The 17,394-nt window shown below is 58.9% G+C and carries 15 protein-coding genes; 12 read left to right on the forward strand and 3 right to left on the reverse strand.

The window, feature by feature from the left end:
- Positions 1 to 2 precede the first annotated feature (2 nt).
- Complete coding sequence (gene trpE, locus ACR0JA_RS03415; protein WP_480569987.1) at positions 3 to 1,514, forward strand: anthranilate synthase component I; 1,512 nt, start codon at positions 3 to 5, stop codon at positions 1,512 to 1,514.
- A gap of 30 nt (positions 1,515 to 1,544) precedes the next feature.
- Here trpE and ACR0JA_RS03420 read toward each other — a convergent pair whose 3' ends face one another.
- Complete coding sequence (locus tag ACR0JA_RS03420) at positions 1,545 to 3,056, reverse strand: divergent polysaccharide deacetylase family protein (protein ID WP_480569990.1); 1,512 nt, start codon at positions 3,054 to 3,056, stop codon at positions 1,545 to 1,547.
- 195 nt (positions 3,057 to 3,251) lie between these two features.
- Between ACR0JA_RS03420 and ACR0JA_RS03425 the strand changes: the two genes are divergently transcribed.
- From ACR0JA_RS03425 to lexA, 6 genes are all read left to right on the forward strand, one after another.
- Complete coding sequence (locus ACR0JA_RS03425) at positions 3,252 to 3,833, forward strand: anthranilate synthase component II (RefSeq protein ID WP_480569993.1); 582 nt, start codon at positions 3,252 to 3,254, stop codon at positions 3,831 to 3,833.
- Positions 3,830 to 4,849, forward strand: coding sequence for an anthranilate phosphoribosyltransferase (trpD, locus tag ACR0JA_RS03430; protein WP_480569996.1), 1,020 nt, complete (start codon positions 3,830 to 3,832; stop codon positions 4,847 to 4,849). Before ACR0JA_RS03425 ends, trpD begins: the two co-directional genes overlap by 4 nt.
- Positions 4,846 to 5,658, forward strand: coding sequence for an indole-3-glycerol phosphate synthase TrpC (gene trpC, locus ACR0JA_RS03435; protein WP_480569999.1), 813 nt, complete (start codon positions 4,846 to 4,848; stop codon positions 5,656 to 5,658). The genes trpD and trpC overlap by 4 nt, the downstream gene beginning before the upstream one ends.
- Complete coding sequence (gene moaC, locus ACR0JA_RS03440) at positions 5,658 to 6,131, forward strand: cyclic pyranopterin monophosphate synthase MoaC (RefSeq protein ID WP_480570002.1); 474 nt, start codon at positions 5,658 to 5,660, stop codon at positions 6,129 to 6,131. The genes trpC and moaC overlap by 1 nt, the downstream gene beginning before the upstream one ends.
- A complete protein-coding gene (locus ACR0JA_RS03445) occupies positions 6,128 to 7,300 on the forward strand; it encodes a molybdopterin molybdotransferase MoeA (protein ID WP_480570005.1) in 1,173 nt (390 codons plus the stop codon). The genes moaC and ACR0JA_RS03445 overlap by 4 nt, the downstream gene beginning before the upstream one ends.
- A gap of 78 nt (positions 7,301 to 7,378) precedes the next feature.
- Positions 7,379 to 8,077, forward strand: coding sequence for a transcriptional repressor LexA (gene lexA / locus ACR0JA_RS03450; protein WP_480570008.1), 699 nt, complete (start codon positions 7,379 to 7,381; stop codon positions 8,075 to 8,077).
- Here the strand turns inward: lexA and ACR0JA_RS03455 are convergent.
- Positions 8,071 to 10,101 carry a ComEC/Rec2 family competence protein gene (locus tag ACR0JA_RS03455; protein ID WP_480570011.1) on the reverse strand — a complete coding sequence of 677 codons (2,031 nt, stop codon included), beginning with the start codon at positions 10,099 to 10,101 and terminating at the stop codon, positions 8,071 to 8,073. The genes lexA and ACR0JA_RS03455 overlap by 7 nt on opposite strands.
- Positions 10,102 to 10,180: 79 nt before the next feature.
- Between ACR0JA_RS03455 and gltX the strand changes: the two genes are divergently transcribed.
- The 3 genes from gltX (at position 10,181) to ACR0JA_RS03470 (ending at position 14,132) form a co-directional block, all read left to right on the forward strand.
- The gene (gene gltX / locus ACR0JA_RS03460) at positions 10,181 to 11,587 is read left to right on the forward strand and encodes a glutamate--tRNA ligase (protein WP_480570014.1); all 1,407 of its coding nucleotides are present in this window, start codon (positions 10,181 to 10,183) and stop codon (positions 11,585 to 11,587) included.
- A 114-nt stretch (positions 11,588 to 11,701) separates the two neighbouring features.
- Positions 11,702 to 12,997, forward strand: a complete 1,296-nt coding sequence (gene gltA / locus ACR0JA_RS03465; protein WP_480570016.1) for a citrate synthase — start codon at positions 11,702 to 11,704, stop codon at positions 12,995 to 12,997.
- A gap of 184 nt (positions 12,998 to 13,181) precedes the next feature.
- Positions 13,182 to 14,132, forward strand: coding sequence for an autotransporter outer membrane beta-barrel domain-containing protein (locus ACR0JA_RS03470; protein WP_480570019.1), 951 nt, complete (start codon positions 13,182 to 13,184; stop codon positions 14,130 to 14,132).
- 6 nt (positions 14,133 to 14,138) lie between these two features.
- Here the strand turns inward: ACR0JA_RS03470 and ACR0JA_RS03475 are convergent, their stop codons facing one another.
- Positions 14,139 to 15,206, reverse strand: coding sequence for a PA0069 family radical SAM protein (locus ACR0JA_RS03475; protein ID WP_480570022.1), 1,068 nt, complete (start codon positions 15,204 to 15,206; stop codon positions 14,139 to 14,141).
- A 267-nt stretch (positions 15,207 to 15,473) separates the two neighbouring features.
- On the opposite strand from ACR0JA_RS03475, the gene ACR0JA_RS03480 reads away from it, so the two are divergent.
- Positions 15,474 to 16,172: a corrinoid protein gene (locus tag ACR0JA_RS03480; RefSeq protein WP_480570025.1), complete on the forward strand. Its 699-nt coding sequence runs from the start codon at positions 15,474 to 15,476 to the stop codon at positions 16,170 to 16,172.
- Positions 16,173 to 16,328: 156 nt separating this feature from the next.
- Positions 16,329 to 17,366 carry a Hint domain-containing protein gene (locus ACR0JA_RS03485; protein ID WP_480570028.1) on the forward strand — a complete coding sequence of 346 codons (1,038 nt, stop codon included), beginning with the start codon at positions 16,329 to 16,331 and terminating at the stop codon, positions 17,364 to 17,366.
- Positions 17,367 to 17,394: the final 28 nt, after the last annotated feature.

Here is a 17,394-nt window from a genome sequence, read left to right on the forward strand (position 1 = left end):
CCATGGCCCTGACCCCCGATTTCGACAATTTCGCGCGCGCCTACGAAGCAGGCGAAAATCAGGTTGTCTTTACCCGCCTTGCCGCCGATCTGGATACGCCTGTATCGCTGATGCTCAAGCTGACCGGCGCGCAAAAGGACGCGTTTATGCTGGAATCGGTCACCGGTGGCGAGGTTCGCGGACGTTATTCGATCATCGGGATGAAGCCGGACCTGATCTGGCGCTGCCAAGGAGAAGCTTCGGCCATCAACCGGTCGGCCCGCTTCGACGCCGAAGGGTTCGTGCCGCAAGACGGTAACCCGATGGACAATCTGCGCAGCCTTCTGGCCGAGTCGCGCATCGCCCTGCCCGACGATCTGCCGCAAGCCGCCGCCGGTCTGTTCGGGTATCTGGGCTATGACATGGTGCGCCTGGTCGAACACCTGCCAGACGTGAACCCGGACCCGCTGGGCCTGCCGGATGCCATCTTGTTGCGCCCCTCTGTTATCGCCGTTCTGGACGGCGTTAAGGGTGAGGTTACCGTTGTTTCGCCTGCCTGGGTGGCCGACGGACAATCGGCAAAGGCAGCCTATGCCCAGGCAGCAGAACGCGTCATGGACGCGGTGCGCGATCTGGAACGCGCGATGCCTGCCGAAACCCGCGATCTGGGTGAATCGCGCGAAGTCGCGCCTCCTGAATCGAACTTCACCAAGTCCGGCTATATGGAAGCTGTTGAAAAGGCCAAGGAATATATCCGCGCCGGAGACATCTTTCAGGTTGTTCCCGCGCAGCGCTGGTCGCAGGATTTTCCGCAGCCGCCATTTGCACTTTATCGATCGTTGCGGCGAACCAACCCTTCGCCGTTCATGTTCTATTTCAACTTCGGCGGCTTTCAGGTCGTGGGCGCCAGCCCCGAAATTCTGGTGCGCGTCTTTGGCGACGAAGTGACCATTCGCCCCATCGCCGGCACCCGTCCCCGCGGTGCCACGCCGGAAGAGGACCGCGCCAACGAAGCCGATCTGCTGACCGACAAAAAGGAACTGGCCGAGCATCTGATGCTGCTTGATTTGGGGCGGAACGATACCGGTCGCGTGTCGAAAATCGGGACCGTCCATCCAACGGAAAAGTTCATCATCGAACGCTACAGCCACGTCATGCACATCGTATCAAATGTTGTCGGTGAACTGTCCGAGGACAAAGATGCACTGGATGCGTTTTTTGCGGGCATGCCCGCAGGCACGGTTTCGGGCGCACCCAAGGTGCGTGCGATGGAAATCATTGACGAGCTGGAACCGGAAAAGCGCGGCGTCTACGGCGGCGGTGTTGGCTATTTCAGCGCCGGTGGCGACATGGACATGTGCATCGCGTTGCGCACAGCCATTGTGAAGGATCGCAAACTTTATATTCAGGCAGGCGGCGGCGTCGTCTATGACAGCGACCCCGAGGCGGAATATATGGAAACCGTGCACAAATCCAACGCCATACGACGCGCGGCGGCAGATGCTGCGCGGTTCACCGGCAACGGAAATGGATGAAAACGGGCGGCAGTTGTACCGCCCTTGGACCTAGTATTCCAGCGCGTTGGCGCCCTGTTCGACCTCGCTTTTCATAACGGCCGAGATTGGTGCCATCGCGACGCGGTTGCCGCGATCCTCAAGCCCCCACAGCAACAGGGCCGAGATCGTCTCGGGGCGCAAGCGACCCATCATCACAACCGCGCCTTCCTGCCCGGCGCGAAACGCCGCCTGATCCAGGAAGCGGCGCATGACCTTGGCATCCTGACGCGCGCCGTCGAAATCGCGGAACACAACACTTGAAGGCACGCCGTTGCGCGCAGCAAGTTTCTGCACGGTATTCAGACCGCTGTCCTGCGTCACCAGACCGCGTCCGGTATCGCCTGCGATTGCAGCGACCTGATCGGCCAGTTTGCGGTTGCCCTGGATACCGGTATCGACACCTTCGAGAATTCCAACCGTCTGATGCAACGTGTCCAACCATACGGACAGCGACACCTCTGCATCCTGTGCATTTGCAGCCTGATGCATATCGACAAGCGCCATGACCTCGAAACCGGCCTCTCGGTGGCGGGCCATCTTTTCGGCGGCGTCCGGGTCGGTGGGGCTGACAGCAAAGCTGATGGGATAGGGAAAATCCTTCAAAGCCTCAGCGCCATAAGCGCCTTCGTCATCAATCAGAATGATCGACATCAGCGGCTTGGACTCCGGGTTATCGAAATCGGCGGCATATTCCTCAATCGGCTTGCCAGAGGATTCAGGCTGCGCTTCGGCTTGCTCTTCAGGAGGATCGTCGCGTTCGGTCAAAGGAATTACACGCTTGCCCACCAGAGTTCCGGATGGGCCCGATTGTTCTGTCGGAGCTTCGGGCAAGGTCAGGATACGAGGCTGGTTTCGGGGCAGAGTATCCTCGTCCCCCTCGACGGCGCTGGGATTATCCTCGACCGAAACGTCCTCTTCCACCTCGGGTTGCAGCGCGGCGACCTGGGTGTCCGGTGCGTCAGATGGGGGCTCGGGCTGTGGGTTCGGCTGTAACTCTGGTGCAGGCGCTTCCACAACCTCTGGCGCTGGGGCTTCGGCGACTTCTGGTTCGGGTGCTGGTCTCGGCTCGGGTGGCTGAAGGCTGTCCGCCGTCAGGCCGGGTGCTGAATCCTCTGTCGGCGCGGATCCGACAGGGGCTGGTTCCGAAGAAACTATCGCCGTATCCGGCGCAGCCACTGCCGCAGGTACGTCAGCCGCAGAGGGGGCTTCGATCTCGGCCGGCAGCGTAACGGCTTCAGGCAGTTCATCCGGTTGCACTTCGATTCCGTCCAAACCGGCCAACGTGTCGGACTCAGCCTTCGGTTCGGTCGGCGATTGCGCGGGCCGCTCGACCAGATCGGCGTCCTTGCCCTGAATCTTGACATCTTCCGAAGAAGAAGGCGTAGCTGGAGCGTCCGCAACGTCGGGCGCGGTCGCAGCGACTTGCGGTTTGCCGGTCAGCGGTGTGTTCAGCGACAACACCGCACCAAGGGCCAGAACCGAAACTGTCCCGGCGATCATTCCACCGTAAAATCCGCCCATCGAAAACCTGCCTCTCGCGTTGTTTCCTGCCTCACATACCCCTGCGCCATCTGGTGCGGCACTCACTTGCGCGCGTCCCGGACGGATGTCCTCTTGACGCTGCCCTGCAAGCCTGAGCATGTATGTCCCGACATTATACCGTGGCCCGGGGCTGCATCGCCAGCCTGAAATGCCCAAGTGAAGATAAGAGCTCAAATGCTGCTGCTGATCGACAACTATGACTCGTTTACCTACAACCTGGTACACTATCTGGGCGAGTTGGGGGCCGAAATGGTCGTCCGACGCAATGATGCGCTGGACGTGCAGGAAGCGATGGCGATGAATCCTGCCGGGATACTGCTCAGCCCTGGTCCGTGCGATCCCGATCAGGCCGGAATTTGCCTTGCCTTGACCGAAGCCGCTGCTGAAACGCAGACACCCCTTATGGGCGTCTGTCTGGGTCATCAGACAATCGGCCAGGCGTTCGGAGGCAAGGTCGTGCGGTGCCACGAGATCGTGCACGGAAAGATGGGCACGATGAATCATAACGGCAAAGGCGTCTTCGCCGGGTTGCCCTCGCCGTTTGAAGCGACCCGCTATCACTCACTGATCGTCGACCGTGAGACGCTGCCGGACTGCCTTGAAATCACGGCGGAATTGCAAGATGGCACCATCATGGGACTGCAACACAAAGAACTGCCAATCCACGGCGTACAGTTTCACCCCGAATCCATCGCTTCCGAGCATGGGCACGCCCTGCTCAAGAACTTCCTGAACGAAATGAAAGTCCCCGCATGAGTGACGCCCTGAAACCGCTGATCGGTGCTGCGGCCGACCGACCATTGACACGCGCCGAAGCGGAACATGCCTTTGACATTCTGTTCGAAGGAGAGGCGACCCCCAGCCAGATTGGCGGGCTTCTGATGGCGATGCGCACACGGGGCGAAACCGTTGACGAGTTCGCCGCTGCGGCTGCTGTGATGCGATCAAAATGCCACGCGGTCAAAGCGCCCGACGGCGCGATGGACATCGTTGGTACTGGAGGAGATGGCAAGGGCACCCTGAACATCTCGACCGCAACGGCCTTTGTGGTCGCGGGTGCTGGGGTCACGGTGGCGAAGCACGGCAACCGCAATCTCAGCTCGAAATCCGGGGCCGCTGACGCGTTGGGGCAACTGGGCATCAACGTTATGGTCGGCCCGCAAACCGTTGAAACAGCTCTGCAAGAGGCGGGCATAGGGTTCATGATGGCCCCGATGCATCATCCCGCCATCGCGCATGTCATGCCGTCGCGGCAAGAGTTGGGTACACGCACGATATTCAATATTCTGGGGCCGCTGACCAACCCCGCCGGGGTCAAGCGTCAGTTGACCGGGGCTTTCAGCCGCGATCTGATCAGACCGATGGCGGAAACCCTGGGTTTGCTGGGGGCGGAACATGCCTGGCTGGTGCACGGTTCGGATGGAACCGACGAGCTAACCATCACCGGCGTCAGTTGGGTGGCCTCGGTCGAAGATGGAACCGTCAAAGAAACAGAACTGCACCCCGAAGATGCGGGCCTGCCCGTTCACCCGTTCGAGGACATTATCGGCGGTACGCCCCAAGAAAACGCTCAGGCCTTCCGCGCGCTTCTGGACGGTGCGCCCTCGGCCTATCGCGACGCGGTCTTGCTGAATTCGGCGGCTGCCCTTGTTGTGGCAGACGCCGCCGCGGACCTTCGCGAAGGGGTCCAGTTGGCGGCCGAGAGCATCGATAGCGGCAAAGCCAAAGACAAGATTACCACCTTGGCCCGCATTACACAGGAAGCCGAATGACCGAGACCGTACTCGACAAGATCAAAGCCTACAAACTGGAAGAAATCGCGGCAGACAAGGCCGAGAAGTCTTTGGAAACGTTGGAGTCTGAGGCCAGCAGCGCGCCTGAGACACGCGGGTTTGCCGAGGCGCTGCACAAGGCCACTCGCAGTGGCTATGGGTTGATCGCCGAAGTGAAAAAGGCCAGCCCCTCCAAGGGTTTGATCCGGGCTGACTTCGATCCGCCGGCCCTGGCCAAAGCCTATGAAGATGGCGGCGCGGCTTGCCTTTCGGTTTTGACGGACACGCCTAGCTTTCAGGGCGCGAAAGACTATCTGACCGCAGCGCGCGAGGCGACGGGACTGCCGGCCTTGCGCAAGGATTTCATGTATGACCCCTATCAGGTTGTCGAAGCGCGCGCGCTGGGTGCGGACTGCATCCTGATCATCATGGCCTCGGTGAGCGACGCGCAGGCGGCCGAGTTGGAACAAACCGCATTTGATTGGGGCATGGACGTTCTGATCGAGGTGCATGATGAGGCCGAGTTGCAACGCGCAACCGATCTGAAAAGCCCCTTGATCGGGATAAACAACCGCAATCTCAAGACGTTCGAGACCACTCTTGATACAACCCGCCATCTGTCCAAGCTGGTTCCTGCTGATCGAACCATCGTGTGTGAAAGCGGGTTGAGCACGCCTGCTGATCTGGCCGATATCGCCCGCTATGGCGCACGCTGTTTTCTGATCGGTGAAAGCCTGATGCGGCAGGATGATGTCGCGGCGGCGACCCGCGCGCTGCTTGCCAATCCGCTTGTACCCGGAGTGATGTGATGCCACTGACCCATTTCGATGCACAAGGCCAGGCGCATATGGTAGATGTGTCCGACAAAGACGTGACCGACCGCGTCGCCGTCGCTGCCGGACATGTCAAGATGGCATCGGAAACGTTTGAAATCATATCGGAAGGTCGCGCCAAGAAAGGCGATGTACTGGGCGTTGCCCGCCTTGCCGGGATCATGGGTGCCAAGAAAACGCCGGATCTGATCCCCCTTTGCCATCCTCTGCCAGTCACGCGCGTTGCTGTCGATCTGACGCTGGACCCACAGCTTCCGGGTGTCCAGATCGAGGCTACGGTCAAGACCACCGGTCAGACCGGCGTCGAAATGGAGGCTTTGACCGCCGTATCAACCGCTGCCCTGACCGTCTATGACATGATCAAGGCGGTGGACAAGGCAATGGAAATCGGTGGCATCCGCGTTCTTCTGAAAGACGGCGGCAAATCAGGGCGTTACGAGGCGGAATGATTACCGTCGAGGATGCCCGCGCGCTGCTTTTTGATCTGGTGGATCGTCTGCCCGTCGAAGCGGTCCCTCTGACCGATGCTGCAGGTCGGGTTCTGGCGCAACACGTGTGCGCGCTGCGCGACCAACCCCCGTTTGCGGCATCTTCGATGGATGGGTATGCCGTAAAGGCCACCGAGGTTGAACTGCACGCCATGTTCAAGGTCATCGGAGAGTCGGCTGCTGGCAATCGCTTTGCTGGAGCCGTGGGTCCCGGACAAGCGGTTCGGATTTTTACCGGAGCGCCGGTACCCGATGGTGCCGATTTTGTCGTCATTCAAGAAGACGCCGATCGGCGGGGCGACTTGCTGACCATTACCGAAGAGCCAGGCGCCAAAACAAATATCCGTCCCGCCGGGGTAGATTTCAAAGCCGGAACAGAAATCACAGCACCGCGCCTTTTGCGCGCTGAAGACGTGGCATTGATGGCCGCCATGAACATCGCAACGGTGCCGGTCACACGCAAACCAATCGTTGCGCTAATATCGACCGGCGACGAACTGGTGATGCCCGGAGACACCCCTGGCCCCGATCAGATCATCGCGTCAAATACGTTTGGTCTCAAAGCGTTGCTGGAAGATGTTGGGGCACATGTGAGGGGGCTGCCGATCGCGAATGATACGGTTTCATCACTTGAAACGGCGTTCGGTCTGGCCGAAGGGGCTGATCTGGTTGTGACAATCGGCGGCGCTTCGGTTGGTGACTACGATCTGGTCAAGGACGTCTCGCAGGGGCTTGGGATGGAACGCTCCTTCTACCAAATCCGCATGCGACCCGGCAAACCTTTGATGGCCGGACGGATCAATGGTTCGGCCATGGTCGGTCTTCCGGGCAATCCGGTCAGCGCCATGGTCTGCGGCTATCTGTTTCTGGCCCCGATGATCCGTCGAATGCTGGGTATCGCGGAGGCCCTGCCCCCGTTTCGAACGGCTCGGTTGGCCGAAGCGATCGGCGAAAACGGTCCGCGCGAGCACTACATGCGCGCCTTTGTGGATGACACCGGCATCAAAGCCTGTGCGGATCAGGACAGTTCGTTGCTAAGCGTACTGGCGCAAGCAAACGCACTTTTGCTGCGCCCACCCCATGATCCGGCACGTCCGGCAGGCGATAGTGTTTCGTATCTGCCGATCTGATTGAAAAGCAAACTCGTTGACACAAAACGTGAACATGCGTAGAACAAAAAGAAACGCATAAGCGACGAGGTGTGAGCGATGCTAACCAAGAAGCAGTTGGATTTGCTGGAATTCATCCATAAACGCGTGCAAGCGGACGGTGTTCCCCCCAGTTTCGATGAAATGAAGGCCGCTTTGGACCTAAGGTCCAAATCCGGTATTCACCGATTGATAACCGCGCTCGAGGAACGCGGCTTTATCCGACGCCTCGCGCATCGCGCCCGCGCCATCGAAATTGTCAAACTGCCCGAAAGTTTGGGTGGTGAGCCGACAGCGGGCTTCAATCCGCGCGTGATTGAAGGCGATAGACCCACTGGGCCGCGTCCGGCAAATTTCGAACCCGTCACTGTCGACGCGATGGAACTGCCTGTCATGGGTCGCATCGCAGCTGGTGTCCCGATCGAGGCGATCAGCCATGTCTCGCACCGGGTCGCGGTGCCCGGGTCGATGATTTCGGGCAAGGGCGAACACTACGCGCTCGAAGTGCGCGGGGATTCGATGATCGATGCGGGCATCAATGATGGCGATGTGGTGGTGATCCGCGAAACCTCGGCGGCAGACAATGGCGACATTGTTGTGGCTCTGGTCGAAGATCAGGAGGCCACGTTGAAACGGTTCTTCCGTCGTGGCCACGCCATTGCGCTTGAGGCTGCCAACCCCGCTTACGAAACCCGCGTTCTGCCCGAGGACAAGGTCAAGGTGCAGGGCCGTCTGGTTGGTCTGATCCGCAGTTACTGATCCACCCTGCCCGGCGACCACAGACGCCGACCCGAGATGTCAGCGCTTGTGACAATGCGCCCTTTGTCCAGCGCCAGACTGCCGGTTTTCATGAGCGATTGTGCATCATAGAACACGCAGTCTCCGGTCAGTTTCAAAGCGACCGGAGAGATCACGATCTGGTGCGCCGCGCATTCATCGAACCCCTGCGCGGCGCGCTTGCCAGTAATGTGAACCATTTCCTTACCGCCGATCAGGAATCTCTTTATCGGATCGCCCTCACCGGGCCAGCGCGTTGCTGCCAAGGGTTGATCCACACTGTCGCCGTCGTTTTCCAACCAGACCGAGGCGACAAAACCGCTGCCCTTGCTTTTGCTCAGGGCACGACCCTGTTCCGTCATGGCACCGATCAACCCCCCGCTATCGGCCACCAGAACCTCGGGCCGATGCCCCTGCCCCCAAAATGTCATAACCAACGCGGCTGGTATCAGGCCAACCCAGCGCGCACGGCCCTGCCATAGAATGATCCAAAGCAGGCTGAGGGCCAGAACAGGCAGCAGAAATTCCGGTGGGCTGACCACATAGCCTTGCGCGCCATCCAGCCCCGACACCCGATCTGCGACCATCAGAATCCAGCTCAAACCGACGCCCATCACCTTGAGAGCCATCCAGTCCAGCCCAAACGGAGCCAGCAACGCGGCCACCACAGCCGCAGGCACCACAAGCGTTCCCATGACCGGAACGGACAAAAGGTTTGCGATCAACCCATAGTGCGACATTGTGTTGAAATGCGCGGCCCCGATTGGTGCGGTGGCGAGGCCGGCGATGGCCGAGGACAGAACAACACCAACCACCGGCTTCATCCATTTGGGTCCGGGCAAACGTCCGAAATCGCGCAGCGCCCCAAAGACAGCGACCAGCGCGGTTGTTGCCGCGAAGGACATCTGGAAACCCGGGCTTAACAGCGACTCGGGCCGTAAGGTCAGTACGATCACCGCAGCCAGGGCCACTGCGCGCAAGGATATCGCCCTGCGATCCACCAGAACTGCGCCCAGCATCACCGATACCATGATAAAGGCGCGTTCGGTCGCCACGTTTCCGCCCGACAACGCCAGATAGATCATGGCCGCAAACAAAGCCAGCACCGCCGCAATTTTGCGAACCGGTAAACGCAACGCCAGAGACGGAATTGCTGAAAGACCGATCCGAAATGCCACAAAGACAAACCCGGTCAGCAAACCCATATGGAGCCCCGAAATGGCGAGCAAATGCGCCAGGTTCGATGCGCGCAGCGCGTTCAGCGTCTCTTGCTGCATGCCGCTGCGATCTCCGGTCGTGACCGCGGCGGCAAACCCTCCAACCTCGCCGGGCAGAACCCGGCGAACATGGTTCGAGATTGCCATGCGCCAACTGGTGACACGCACACCATCTGCACCACTTTCAGCCGAGGCGGCGGTCAGAACCGGCACCCGCGTGTATCCCACCGCGCCAAGGCCCTGAAACCAGGCATGGCGGCGAAAATCGAACCCTCCCGGCTCCACAGGCCCCTGTGGTGGAGACAAATGGCCGGTTGTCATGATGCGTTGGCCAGGCTTCAGTTCGGCGTCGCCACCGTGCAGGGACAACCGGACCCGATACGGCCGTTCGCCCTTTGGTATATCTTCCAGCCGCACATGATCCAGTGTCACCCGCAGCGCGTCCGAAGCTGAACGGTCCAGCGCAACGACGCGCCCTTCGATCGGCCCATAATACCGCCAGCTCAGCACCGGCTCGGCCACGGAATGCGCCCGGGTTCCGGCCAGAAGAAAACCAGCCGCGACCAAAGCCAGAGCGATTGCAAGTGGACTCCATGCGGCGTTCAGCGTTCGGGCCAGAAACCCTGCGGAAATCAGAGTCGAAACCACAAACGTATATGTCATCGCATCGGGTTCGAACCTGAGCCCAAAATACAGACCGATACCAGATGCGAGGCAAATCGGAGCCCAGACGAACAGATGCCCACGCTGTTGCAGCAACGCGACCTCGACCCGTGCCAGAACACCCATGGTTGCCCCCGTCCTTCGGGCTCGTTAGACAGGCCTCAACTCTATGCCCGTCGCGGTTACCAAAAGGTTAATCAACACAATGTCCGACCAGGTCGTCACCCGTTTCGCCCCTTCGCCAACAGGTTTTCTGCATATCGGCGGCGCGCGCACCGCGCTGTTCAATTGGCTCTACGCCCGCGGGCGCGGCGGCAAGTTCCTGCTGCGGATCGAAGATACCGATCGCGAACGGTCCACACCCGAAGCAACAGCCGCAATACTGCAAGGAATGCAATGGCTTGGGTTAGATCACGATGGCGATGTCATCAGTCAGTTCGAAGGCGCTGAACGTCACGCCGAGGTGGCGCGCCAACTGTTGGCAGAGGGCAAGGCTTACAAGTGTTTTTCGACCCAGGAAGAGATCGCTGCTTTCCGCGAACAGGCCCGGGTCGAGGGGAAATCCACCCTGTTTCGCAGCCCTTGGCGCGATGCCGACCCCGCGACGCACCCGGATGCGCCGTTTGCGATCCGCATCAGGGCTCCGCAAGACGGAACCACGGTGATCCGCGACCAGGTACAGGGCGATGTCACCATTCGCAACGACCAGTTGGACGACATGATCCTGCTGCGCTCGGACGGTACGCCCGTTTACATGCTCGCGGTTGTGGTGGACGATCACGATATGGGTGTAACCCACGTGATCCGGGGCGACGATCACCTCATCAACGCTGCGCGTCAGATGATGATCTACCAGGCGTTGGATTGGGACGTGCCGGTCTGGACGCATATCCCGCTGATCCATGGACCTGACGGCAAGAAGCTGTCGAAACGCCACGGCGCGTTGGGCGCGCAGGAATATCAGGCGATGGGCTATCCGGCCGCCGGAATGCGCAACTACCTTGCGCGTTTGGGCTGGAGCCACGGTGACGATGAATTCTTTACCGATCAGCAAGCAAAGGAATGGTTCGATCTGAACGGAATCGGCAAAAGCCCGGCCCGGTTCGACCTCAAGAAGCTCGAGAATCTCTGCGGTCAGCATATTGCGGTTTCAGACGATGCTGCGCTGCGGCAGGAAATTGGTGGTTATTTGGCGGCTGCCGGGCATGCGGCGTTGAGTCAAACACAATCCAGTGATTTGGAACGTGCGATGTATTGCCTCAAAGACCGAGCCCGAACGTTTCCAGAACTGCTTGAAAAAGCACATTTTGTCCTGACACATCGCCCGGTGACCCCTGATGAGAAGGCGGCAAAAGCGCTTGAATCTGTATCCGACGGTATACTGAACGAATTGACGCCGCAGTTGCAAAATGCTAGCTGGTCACGAAATGGACTGGAGGAAACCCTCAATTCGTTCGCAGAAGCGAAAGGGGTAAAGTTCGGCAAACTGGCAGGGCCACTAAGGGCTGTATTGGCAGGGCGGGCTGTGACACCTTCGGTTTTTGACATGATGCTTGTGCTTGGGCGCGATGAAACCTTGGCGCGGCTTTCTGATGCAGTGGAATCAACCTGATCTTCACAATCGGGTAACGCTGCTCCGCTAACACCCGGACTGCGCATCCTTGCGCAGCCGTTGCCCGCAAAGTCGGACAGCGATTCGACGCGTGATGAATGAGGAAGGGACAAAATGACCGATAGCAACAAGACCGCCACTCTGACTGTCCACGGCAAGGAATACGAGCTTCCAATCCATTCGCCAACCGCTGGTCCCGACGTTGTCGATATTCGCAAGTTATACGGCGATGCTGGTGTCTTTACCTACGATCCCGGCTTTACCTCGACCGCAAGTTGCGACAGCACGATCACCTATATCGACGGCGACAAAGGTGAGCTGCTTCATCGGGGTTATCCCATCGATCAGCTGGCCGAAAAGTCTCATTTCCTCGAGGTCTGCTATCTGCTGCTTTACGGAGAATTGCCTGCGGCCAAGGATCTGGAGCAGTTCGAGACAACAATCACCCGCCACACCATGCTGCACGAACAAATGCAGTATTTCTATCGCGGCTTCCGTCGCGACGCGCATCCGATGGCGATCATGGTGGGTGTCGTTGGCGCGATGTCGGCCTTCTATCACGATTCGACCGATATTCACGATCCGCGCCAGCGCGAGGTCGCTTCGCACCGCCTGATCGCAAAAATGCCAACGATCGCGGCCTGGGCTTACAAGTACCATACCGGTCAGCCCTTCGTGTATCCGCGTAACGATCTGGACTATGCGTCGAACTTCCTGCGCATGTGCTTTAGCGTTCCGGCCGAGGAATATGAGGTCAACCCGATCCTCAGCCGCGCAATGGATCGCATCTTCACTCTGCACGCAGATCACGAACAGAACGCATCGACCTCGACCGTGCGTCTGGCGTCGTCGTCAGGGGCCAACCCGTTCGCCTGTATCGCTGCCGGCATCGCATGTCTGTGGGGACCGGCCCACGGCGGCGCGAACCAGGCCTGCCTGGAAATGCTGGAAGAAATCGGCAGCGTCGATCGCATCCCCGAATACATCGCGCGCGCCAAGGACAAGAACGACCCGTTCCGCCTGATGGGCTTTGGCCACCGCGTCTATAAGAACTTTGACCCGCGCGCCAAGGTGATGAAGCAATCAGCGGATGAAGTTCTGGATCTGCTGGGAATCGAGAACAACCCCAAGCTTCAGGTCGCCAAGGAACTGGAGCGCGAAGCGCTGGAAGATCCGTATTTCGCCGAGAAGAAACTGTTCCCAAATGTCGATTTCTATTCCGGTATCATCCTCGAAGCGATGGGCTTCCCGACCTCGATGTTCACCCCGATCTTCGCGCTGTCTCGGACTGTCGGCTGGGTCAGCCAATGGAAAGAAATGATCGCAGATCCGCAGAACAAGATCGGTCGTCCGCGTCAGCTCTATCTGGGCGAGACCGAGCGCGACTATGTGGATATCGAAAACCGCTAAACCGCAGGTTATCCAAAACACTAAGGCCCCGGATCGTTCGGGGCCTTTTTTTGTGGCGACCTTCGACGGTGTTACCGAATTGTTGCCCCCGCAAGCAAAAATTACGCTCCGAGGCCAAGCGTGCTTTCCGTTGCGGTATGCGATGCCTAAGGTCGCCGCATAATCCTAGTCTCATGTTGCGATGATGTTCCGGCTTTTTGTTCCCGCCGTTCTGGCCGCCCTGCTGATATCCGGCCCCGCCTTGGCGCAGGGGTTCGCGGAAAGAGCGTTCGAGAAAATTCAACGCGAAAATGCCGCCGGGTCGCTGGCGGTCATGGGGCTTGCCGGTATCCCAGACGATTCAGCCAGTGCCATCTCGTTGCAGTCCAATACTGGCGACCGCGACTATGACTTTAAGTCGGCCCAGCTTGGCGGGGGGTTCCGGCTTTCCGAAGGGGTTCCGATCTATCTGGAGGGATATATCGGATATGCGCGTTATGATCCGGTGCTGTTCTTTTCCGGAACCGGTGAGACGACCAGATTGCCGCTGAAATGGACCAGTGCGGCGGTCACGGGTGGAATAGGCTATCAGTTCGATCTGGGGGAGCGGTGGAAGATAACGCCGATGGCCCATATTTCGATTGGGCGCACGCAGACTGACGCCTCGGTAGCGACGCAGGTGATTGCCAATCGGTTGGGAATCGAGCGCGACTTTGTAAAAAGCGGTGGTCTTTGGGCCGGCGGAGCTGGTGGATCGCTGACGCTGGATTATGCGCGCCCGTTGTCGAATGACCGCGAATTCGAGATGAGCATTCGGTACACCCATATCGAATATTGGCCGATCGGTGATGACGAAGACCTTCTAATTCAATCCACCGCCGCCAATGCCGTTCTATGGACCCGCTATCGATTTCCTACGGGCAAGCGCATGTTCGGACGTCCGGTTCGCTGGGTCGGTGACTTTTCCTATTCCTACCTGATCGGTGATCAATCGCTGGTTCTGGGGACCGACTGGCTTGCACGGGTCGGAGGAGGGATTGAGGTCGATCTGTCCGATACCTGGGTCCCCTGGGTCACCACGACGCGCCTTATGGTACGGTATTACGGCAGCGATACGGTGAACGGCTATACCGTCGGGATCGGCATAAGTTTCTGACAGATTTCAGAACAGACGCATCTGTTCACCGGGTTGAGGTGGAACGCTGAACAGATCAGTCCGCAAAGGCGCGGATTTGATGCGCAGACCCAACCGCTTGCAAGCCGCCTTGAAACGTTGCGCGATGACACTGGCATACTCGCCCTCGCCTCGCATCCGGTGGCCCCAACGCGGATCATATTCTTTGCCGCCATGCATGTCGCGCAGACGCGCCATGACCTTGTCTGCGCGGCCAGGTTCGTGCTCAGCTAACCAAGCCTTCCACAAGTCCGAGACCTCGCGCGGTAGGCGCAGCATGATCCAGCTGGCCGCATCCGCACCCGCCTGTTTGCCCGCTTCCAACAAATGCTCGACCTCGTGATCCGTCAATCCGGGAACGATGGGTGAGGTCATGACGCGCACCGGCACCCCTGCCCCGGTCAGCCGTTCGATCATACGCAGCCGCCGCTTTGGCGATGGTGCGCGCGGCTCCATCCGTCGCGACAAACCTGCATCGAGCGTGGTCAACGATATTCCGACCCGCACCAGCCCCTGCTTCGCCATTGGCGCCAGAATATCAACGTCGCGCTCGATCAACGAACCTTTGGATACGATACCGACCGGGTGGCGAAACTCTTGCAGAACCTCCAGACAGGACCTTGTGATTTCGCGATTTTTCTCGATTGGCTGATACGGGTCCGTATTGGTTCCCAGCGCGACCGTCGCCACCTTGTAGCGCGGTTTCGACAGTTCGCGCCGCAGGATTTCGGCTGCGTTGGGCCGGGCAATCAGTCGGGTTTCAAAGTCCAGCCCTGGCGACATCCCCAGATAGGCATGCGTCGGTCGCGCGAAGCAATAGATGCACCCATGCTCACACCCCCGGTACGGGTTGATTGAGCGATCGAAAGGCAGGTCCGGCGACTTGTTATAGGTGATCAGGCTGCGGGCAATTTCATCCCGAACTTCGGTACGTAGAACCGGTAGATCTTCCTCCAGATCCCAACCGTCTGGTGCATCAAAGGTGGCAAACCTCTCAAACCGCCCGCTTTCGTTCGAGGCCGCACCGCGCCCCGGGGTTTCTGCCCGAACGGTCATTTGTTTCCCTTTTGTTCTCATCTCTCCCTTGTAGGCGCGGCAGCGAAATTTGGCAAGCTCGGCCAGCGCCGGGAACCTAAGGGGAAGATGAATCTTGCACAGAAAAATCTTGCAAATATTTCCACTGCAAAGATTGAATATCTATTCTAAACGTCGGTCCCGGAACGACCGAGGTCGCAATCGTGAAAGTAGACCTGCGACGAAATGGTCAAAACGGAAAAAATGCCACTTTGGGCCGCGCGCCCACTCAGCACAGGGAATCGCCCCATGTCCGATGAAGAAGACATCGTCCTGTCGGAACTCAATGACGAAGAGCTTGTCGAACAGATGTTCGATGATCTCTATGATGGCCTGAAGGAAGAGATCGAAGAAGGTGTGAACATCTTGCTGGAACGCGGATGGACGCCCTACGACATTCTGACCAAGGCGTTGGTCGGTGGCATGACTATCGTGGGCCACGATTTCCGCGATGGTATCCTGTTTGTGCCAGAGGTTCTGCTGGCCGCCAACGCGATGAAAGGCGGCATGGCGATCCTCAAACCGCTGCTGGCAGAAACCGGAGCGCCGCGTGTTGGCAAAATGGTTATCGGCACCGTCAAAGGTGACATCCACGACATCGGCAAGAACCTTGTGTCGATGATGATGGAAGGCGCGGGCTTCGAAGTTGTCGATATCGGCATCAACAACCCGGTTGAAAACTATCTTGAGGCGCTGGAAACCGAACAGCCTGACATTCTGGGAATGTCGGCCCTGCTGACCACGACGATGCCCTATATGAAGGTGGTCATCGACACGTTGGTCGAACAAGGGCTGCGCGACGACTATATCGTTCTGGTTGGCGGCGCGCCTTTGAACGAAGAGTTCGGCAAAGCGATTGGCGCAGACGCATATTGCCGCGACGCAGCCGTTGCCGTGGAGACGGCCAAGGATTTCGTTTCGCGCAAGCACAACCAATTGGCAGGCTGATCAACTCAGCTGATTGCAAGACAAGGCCGCCCGTCACCGGGCGGCTTTTTTTGTTCACGATTACGTAACCTTACGGGAATAAGGTAACGGCTGGTTTGCACACCGTTCGGCTGCATGTTAGCTGGCTGCGCGTTAACCAGTTTGTTTAGGATTCCAATGCCCACGACCTTTAATGTACTGTTTCTCGGCAATCTTACCCTGATCGATCCGACCGAAGGCAATGCAACGGCAGAAAACGCCGGTGCGTTGGTTGGTCAGACCTTTGGCGGCCCGGGCGATCCCTTGTTGAACAACGCCTTTTCGTGGAGCCCTCTGGGCAATCCCGGAGGCACCTACAACAACGACAACACGGTCGAGAACGACTCTTTCCAGATCAACGGCACGTTCAATCTGACCTTCGACGCAGCCGTGGCGTACAATGCTACGATCACCTATGTCGATGGAACAACAGCTGATATCTCGGCGGTTATCGCGCAAGATACATTTGGCAATACCTTCCTTGTACCGGAGTTTTCGGCCAACGCAGATCAGGCAGCGCTCGAGGACAAGGGCATCCAGTCGCTGACCCTCAACAGCGTGCTGACGGACACCGCGACCGGTCTGACTGCCAATCGGCAGGAATGGAACATCGCAACCTGTTTCACGACGGGGACACTTATCGATACGGACAAAGGCCCGGTTCCGGTTGAACACCTCTCAGCGGGCGCCAAGGTCAAAACCCTGGACAACGGATTACAAACGCTCCGCTGGGTTGGATCCCGTACAGTGCGCGCCGAAGGGGCCTTTGCCCCGGTCCTGTTCAAGGCGGGTGCGCTGGGTAATTCGCGCGATCTGCTTGTGTCTCAGCAGCACCGGATGTTGATCCGGAACTGGCGGGTCGAGCTTCATACCGGCCACGCCGAGGCGCTTGCGCCCGCGAAGCAGTTGATTAACGGTCGCGACATCGTACTTCAGCCCGGCGGATTGGTGACCTATTTTCACCTGTTGTTCGATCGACATGAACTTGTCTGGGCCGAAAATTGCCCAAGCGAGAGCTTTCACCCCGGCGTTCTGGGGATGAGCAGCCTGGATGCGGAAACCCGCCGGGAAGTCCTGACTTTGTTTCCCGAACTGAAAACCCACGGGCTTGTCGCCTACGGCCCCACCGCAAGACCGTCGCTGCGCATGTACGAAACCTACGCGTCGGTGGCCTGATACGGGATGTCGGTAGCAGGCTTGCCAG

Source organism: Ruegeria sp. AM4 (genome assembly GCF_056540665.1).

Excerpts from the sequence above, each read along its gene's own strand:
- lexA (WP_480570008.1), top strand. The coding sequence starts at position 7,379 with ATGCTAACCAAGAAGCAGTTGGATTTGCTGGAATTCATCCATAAACGC.
- ACR0JA_RS03480 (WP_480570025.1), top strand. The coding sequence starts at position 15,474 with ATGTCCGATGAAGAAGACATCGTCCTGTCGGAACTCAATGACGAAGAG.
- ACR0JA_RS03445 (WP_480570005.1), top strand. The coding sequence starts at position 6,128 with ATGATTACCGTCGAGGATGCCCGCGCGCTGCTTTTTGATCTGGTGGAT.
- trpC (WP_480569999.1), top strand. The coding sequence starts at position 4,846 with ATGACCGAGACCGTACTCGACAAGATCAAAGCCTACAAACTGGAAGAA.
- trpD (WP_480569996.1), top strand. The coding sequence starts at position 3,830 with ATGAGTGACGCCCTGAAACCGCTGATCGGTGCTGCGGCCGACCGACCA.
- trpE (WP_480569987.1), top strand. The coding sequence starts at position 3 with ATGGCCCTGACCCCCGATTTCGACAATTTCGCGCGCGCCTACGAAGCA.
- ACR0JA_RS03475 (WP_480570022.1), bottom strand. The coding sequence starts at position 15,206 with ATGACCGTTCGGGCAGAAACCCCGGGGCGCGGTGCGGCCTCGAACGAA.
- ACR0JA_RS03420 (WP_480569990.1), bottom strand. The coding sequence starts at position 3,056 with ATGGGCGGATTTTACGGTGGAATGATCGCCGGGACAGTTTCGGTTCTG.
- ACR0JA_RS03485 (WP_480570028.1), top strand. The coding sequence starts at position 16,329 with ATGCCCACGACCTTTAATGTACTGTTTCTCGGCAATCTTACCCTGATC.
- gltX (WP_480570014.1), top strand. The coding sequence starts at position 10,181 with ATGTCCGACCAGGTCGTCACCCGTTTCGCCCCTTCGCCAACAGGTTTT.
- moaC (WP_480570002.1), top strand. The coding sequence starts at position 5,658 with ATGCCACTGACCCATTTCGATGCACAAGGCCAGGCGCATATGGTAGAT.
- ACR0JA_RS03455 (WP_480570011.1), bottom strand. The coding sequence starts at position 10,101 with ATGGGTGTTCTGGCACGGGTCGAGGTCGCGTTGCTGCAACAGCGTGGG.
- gltA (WP_480570016.1), top strand. The coding sequence starts at position 11,702 with ATGACCGATAGCAACAAGACCGCCACTCTGACTGTCCACGGCAAGGAA.
- ACR0JA_RS03470 (WP_480570019.1), top strand. The coding sequence starts at position 13,182 with ATGTTCCGGCTTTTTGTTCCCGCCGTTCTGGCCGCCCTGCTGATATCC.
- ACR0JA_RS03425 (WP_480569993.1), top strand. The coding sequence starts at position 3,252 with ATGCTGCTGCTGATCGACAACTATGACTCGTTTACCTACAACCTGGTA.